The sequence below is a fragment of the Stygiolobus sp. RP850M genome (assembly GCF_037389295.1).
Lineage (GTDB): Archaea > Thermoproteota > Thermoprotei_A > Sulfolobales > Sulfolobaceae > Stygiolobus.
Map to the genome: position 1 here is coordinate 1 of NZ_JBBHKU010000002.1, position 4928 is coordinate 4928.

Consider the following 4928-nt stretch of genomic DNA (forward strand, 5'->3'; position numbering starts at 1 on the left):
CATACCAAGCTTTCATTAGTCTTCACCACTAGTCTTGTAAGTAATCCTATATAATCTTTGTGACAAGAAAATTATATATCCTATTGATAGAATAGTTCACAAGGACATTTGTTCGGGCTTTCTCAATGAGTGGGAGTATTATCAGCCCTATCCTATTTTAACCTTTAGAGTTATACCACGGGTAAACACAAATTTTACTCCTAGACTCATTTTGGATTCTTACTCGACCTCGAAAAATATTATTTATATCACATATAGATATCACATATAGATAAAATTTCACTATATATCAAATATAGATAAAATTTATTATAACCGACTTATACTAAAACGTATGAAAGGTCTAAGCGGTAAAATAATAGGACTAATAGTTATCGTACTAATAATAGTAGTTACATTAGGACTATATTTAGCTATGAACCACTCCGCGTCAACGATTACTCCTTCAACTACAACACCAGTAACATCGACATCTAACATTACGTTGAGTGTAGTCACTTTCAGCGGACAATCAGCTAACTTCATACAGTATGCCGGAGAGCTCTTCTCACAAGAACATCCGGGTGTAACGGTGAAGGTATATGCTTATCCGTTCAGCGAGTATATTACTAAAGAGTTAACTGTGCTAGAGGCAGGTTCTTCACAATACGATATAATAGGTTATACTTCGACCTCAGCTCAGAAAGTAGCACCATACTTAGTCCCTCTTAACTCATCTGACTTCAATATGAGCGACATAATAATGCCTCAGGAGGACTTCGGAGGAATTATTTACAATGTTACGTCTCACCAGAATGTTATGATAGGTATAGTTTACGAAACCGCAGTTTACCTAATGGCTTACAAGAGTAGTATATTTGAAAATCAGACCTTAGCAAATGAATTCTACGAAGAATACCATGTTCCCTTTAATCCAGTAATGTGGGATAATTGAACTGATGTTATAGATGCAGATCAATTCCTGACTTCTCACCACGTAACCGAATACGGATTCCTGATAGACGATCACGTGTCCCATGGTATTATTGACGCATATCCGGCAGTATACGGTTGGTATTACATAAGGGACTATAACTTGTCTCATAATGGATACGGTATTCCGGGTTTCAACATAATGTTCGAGAACTATATACTTCCAAGTTTCCAATATCCCTTACCTTCTTTCAATTCCACAGCAGGTATAGAAGCGTTAGAGACCTATAAAGAGCTAGTAAGTTATGAGCCTAATCCCTCTTCACTACAAGTATGCTATGGAAATATAGGAGAATTATACGCTAACGCCTCGGGAGCGTTCTTATTTACGTCACAGATTTCTGAATTACCGAATACACAAGTAAACGAAACATTACTAGCTCCACTGCCTGGAGGATATGCCGAGACCGGAACGGACTTCTTAGGAATAAGCAAGTATTCTCTTCACAAGCAATTAGCCCTAGAGTTCTTACAATTCTTAGTTTCTCCCAAGGTGCAAATGCTCGCATTCCTAAAGTTCGATAAGTTCCCGATATCGAAAGAGGCGTTCACACAACTAATAATGAATGCTTCTATACCTTCTTTTGAGAGGGAATGGCTGAATGCAACGTATCAGGCGGCTTTAGAGGCGTGGGCGAATCCTCCTAACATCCCACCTACCTATTCATCGCTAATCCCAGACTTTAATAATCAGGTATACGCATACTTAACTGGTCAGGTAACCGATCCTAATACAGCTCTACAGACAGCAGCAAGTGAGTGGATAAGTGCCGTAGAGTCGTACTACGGTGGTTAGAGTTTGTCCCTAGAGCTCAGAAACGTGAAAAAAGTGTATAGGGGGAGTAAGACACCGGCGGTAGATAACGTAAGCCTAAAGGTTGAAAAGGGAGAGTTTTTTGTTATTCTCGGTCCATCTGGATCTGGAAAGACAACTCTCCTTAGGATCATTTCTGGTTTGGAAAAACCGAGCGACGGGAAAATTATCATAGACGGACAAGAGGTAAACGAACTACCTCCTTCTAAGAGAAATGTGGGAATGGTATTTCAGAACTACGCATTATACCCCCATAAGACAGTCTTGGAAAACCTCATAATACCTTTAGAAGGCCTAATGTCTAAGAAGGAAGCGATTACATGGGCTGAAGAAATAAGTAAGAAACTCGATATTCATGAGCTTCTTAGCAGATATCCTACAGAGTTATCAGGGGGACAACAACAAAGAGTAGCATTAGCTAGGGCGATCCTAAGGAAACCTAAACTTTTCCTTATGGACGAACCTTTATCAAACTTAGACGCACCTTTGAGAGTTTCAGCAAGAAAATTGATAAAAGACGTCCAAAGGGAAAACGGGATAACTACTATTTATGTCACTCACGACCACATAGAGGCAATGGCAATTGCTGATAGAGTTGCAATTATGAATAACGGAAGAATAATTCAGGTAGGAACACCAGAAGAAGTTTATAATGATCCCGTTGATGAATTTGTAGCCACGTTCTTCGGTAACCCACCCATGAAGATCGTATCAGGGAAGATTCTAGGGCTTGAGGGAAAGATAGGCGTAAGGGCTGAAGACGTAGAGGTGGGAGAAGGAGACTTAATAGGAAAAGTTACAGACGTTGAATTCTGGGGAGACAGATACTTAGCATACGTAAACTTGAACGGTGACACAATTCCAGTTTTTGTTAGTTATAAGCCTAAAGTGGGTTCTGAGGTAAAGATTAAATTAAGACGTTACAAAAGGTTCTTATGAGATATTATTTACCCTATTTAGCTTACATCACAGCTTTTGGTGTAATACCCTTTATATTCACATTTGCCTTAGTAGGAATAAATTTAAAAGAAGCTGAAACGATGTTCAAACTAGTTCCTTTAGATACAATATTCTACAATACACTGGTGTTCTCTTTAACTTCTGCAATTGTAACTACCGTAGTGGGGACATTATTAGCTATATTTGTAGATATGGTGAAAAAAGGAAAGAGGTTATTGTCAATCCTCGTAATGCTACCCTATTCTATTCCTTTTACATCTTCCGCCTTGATATGGAGTATAAGTCTATATGGTAATTACGGATGGTTTTCCTACTTGTTTCATATCCCTTTTGATCCGCTTTATTTAGCGTCTACAGCAATATGGGCTGTAACTGGAGTAAACATATGGTCTATGATCCCTATGTCCTTCCTAATTATGCTCTCGGCATTTAGATCCATACCTCAAGAAGTTAGAGAGGCGTCGGAAGTAGATGGATTAACCTTATCGCAATTCTACTTTAGAATAGCCTTACCAATGACTAGCAAAGCCTTTTTACTATCCTTTCTGTTGCAATTCATTCTAGCACTTGGTAATTTTGATACTCCTTATGTTCTTACTCAAGGAGGTCCGGGCTTTGCCTCAACTACTTTACCTCTTTTAGTATATGATGAGATCTTCCTTTTTGTTAATTTTTCAGGAGGCGAATTAGCTGCCGCACTCTTAGGTGCTATCTCAGTGATACCTGCACTTCTTATCTTACTACTCATAAAGAGCAAAAGGACACCGTTTCCTTCACCGAACTTTAAGATTCCTAACAATATCTTTAAAAGTATAGTGTATGCTATGTCTATTTTTATAATTTTCCTTTTAGATTTTCCAGTATATTGGATGTTCCTTGTAGCATTAAGACCTAGCATATATGACTTTAGATCTCCACCAGTTCTTTTACCCACTTCAATAGACCTGAAGTACCTATCTACGTGCTTCTCTTCATCTGTACCGTATTTAATAAGTAGTGTAGTAGTAGCCTTATTTGCATCGTTACTGACAATATTTCTAGCCTTACCATCTTCATATGAAATCGAGAGAAAAAGGGTATTGTGGCTTCTCTTAATTTCAATCTTTCTGTATTCTTTACCTTCAACTTCATACATAATACCTCTTTACCTATTTTTCTCTAAGATAGGATTGTTAAACACGTGGTGGGCTCTCATATTATCAACTCCAGTTTTTACAGCAACGTTTGCGGTGTGGATAATGTTTAATTTCTTTACTTCTTTTCCTAGAGCTTGTGACGAGGCTGCTGAAGTTTTCGGAATTAAGAGAAAAATTATCAGGATAATTACACCACTCTCTAGAACTACTATTCTTTCAACGTTTCTACTTTCTTTCATATTTAATTGGCACTTGCTGTTCTATCCGCTTTTGCTGAGCGACACACCATATAACATGGGGTTTCCACCTAAAGGTGCCGAAACGATAACCATCTTCGCACTACAAGCTATAGGAGACGAAACGGTAAATTGGGCAGCTCTAGCTTCTTCTGCACTGATTGCAGCTTTACCAGTTATGGTTATAAGTTTCTTCACGATCGACAGGGTGATCAAAAGCGATAGTAAGAGCGGTCTAAAATTCGTGTAAGGGGAAAATAAACGGATTAATTAAAAAAGAGATATATGGAGTTTTTTAAGAATTGAAAATTTTACCTTTGTTCCCTAGCGCTTGTCTCTCCCTCTTCCGCCCATAAGTTCACCATATGGATGTGTATAATGCAATAAGTTTTTTAAATTCCCTGATGTAAGGCTCAGGAGGAAATTTTTTACAGCAGTTATGGGAATCTTAGGGAGGTAATACAAAGAAGTCGGTATTAGCGAGAAGTTTTTAATTTTAGACGTCGTCCCGCTGAAAAGATGTCAAACGGAAAAGGACAAATCGAGTTAGCTAAGGAGAAGTTGGTCAAGGCAGTGAACAAAGTTCTGGGCGTGATCAGGAGGAACGGGAGGAGCAGGAAGGTCGAGTTAGCACTAGTCCTCATGACCCTGCTAGGTGGGAGGGCCAGCGTCAAGAACGCATCAGAGACGTTCGGGTTGGACTACGCAAACCTGCTGGAGGCGTTGGGAGAACTCGAAGACGCGTGGAAGGACTACTTGGAGGTCCTGTCGGTGTTGGTGAAGGGTGAGTTGGCAGTAATCATAGACGAC

General features: G+C 39.1%; 2 protein-coding genes and 2 pseudogenes. All 4 read left to right on the forward strand.

Going from position 1 to position 4928, the window contains the following annotated elements; translation table 11 throughout:
- The first annotated feature begins 334 nt into the window (after nt 1-334).
- Nucleotides 335-1768 (forward strand): annotated as a pseudogene (locus WIW52_RS00020) (ABC transporter substrate-binding protein).
- A 3-nt stretch (nt 1769-1771) separates the two neighbouring features.
- Nucleotides 1772-2725 (forward strand): ABC transporter ATP-binding protein, encoded by a 954-nt coding sequence (locus WIW52_RS00025; RefSeq protein ID WP_337707761.1) that lies wholly within the window; start codon nt 1772-1774, stop codon nt 2723-2725.
- Nucleotides 2722-4368, forward strand: coding sequence for an ABC transporter permease (locus WIW52_RS00030; RefSeq protein WP_337707763.1), 1647 nt, complete (start codon nt 2722-2724; stop codon nt 4366-4368). Before WIW52_RS00025 ends, WIW52_RS00030 begins: the two co-directional genes overlap by 4 nt.
- 269 nt (nt 4369-4637) lie before the next feature.
- Nucleotides 4638-4928, forward strand: a pseudogene (locus WIW52_RS00035) (IS701 family transposase); the annotation flags it as partial.